This is a genomic window from Oleiphilus sp. HI0066, from assembly GCF_001635725.1.
The window spans coordinates 1-915 of record NZ_LWFH01000689.1; the positions used below are offsets into that span (position 1 = coordinate 1).

General features: G+C 46.7%; 2 protein-coding genes. Both read left to right on the plus strand.

Annotated features, from left to right (window positions below; translation table 11 throughout):
• Nucleotides 1-542 (plus strand): NAD(P)H-dependent oxidoreductase (locus A3738_RS08690; RefSeq protein WP_068763530.1); only part of this gene is annotated, 542 nt, incomplete at its 5' end.
• Between the two features lies 1 nt (nt 543).
• Nucleotides 544-915: cation:proton antiporter (locus A3738_RS08695; RefSeq protein ID WP_197473726.1), on the plus strand; the 372-nt coding region annotated here is incomplete at its 3' end.

Here is a 915-nt window from a genome sequence, read left to right on the forward strand (position 1 = left end):
AAAAGATCGATAATATTACTGCGGTTGATCTATACGCCGAATATCCAAAGTTTCATATCGACGTAGAGCGAGAGCAGCAGCGATTGCTCGAGCATGACATCGTTGTATTTCAATTCCCTTTATACTGGTATTCCTCACCAGCCATCATCAAAGAGTGGCAAGATCTAGTGCTCGAATATGGCTTTGCTTACGGGAAGAGTGGCGACAAGCTCAAGGACAAAACCTTGTTCATTCTGACGAGTGCAGGAGCCCAAGAAAGCGCTTATCAAACAGAGGGGCTGAACCAGTATCCACTGCGCGAATTACTACGCCCTTTCGAACAAGTCGCGCATCTATGCCAAATGCATTACATACCGCCTCTCGTTTTGTTTGGCGCAAGAACAGCCAAAGAGGATGGTCGTATCGAGCCTCATACAAAAAAAGCGAGTGCACTTTTCAACGCACTCAGTGATGGGTCTCTCACGCATGAATCCTTCGGTGACATTGACTTAAGCAACCATTACAACAACGCCAACACCACTAACAAGAACAACGAGGTTTGATATGACCGCCTATTTCATTCAAGCCAGTATTTACCTGCTCGCTGCCGTTATTGCCGTTCCGATTGCTAAACGCTTAGGGCTTGGCTCGGTACTGGGTTATCTCATTGCTGGCGTGGTCATCGGCCCAATCGCTGGGCTAGTAGGACAAGAGACACAAACTATTCAACACTTTGCTGAATTCGGCGTGGTGATGATGTTGTTCTTGGTTGGTTTAGAACTTGAGCCCAAAATGCTCTGGAATATGAAGACGAAACTTCTTGGCCTTGGTGGCTTGCAAGTTGGTCTGAGCACTTTGTGTATCGCATTGATTGCCAGTTTATTTATCGATCAGTGGACCTATGCCCTCGCCATTGGTCTGATTTTCAGCCTCTCT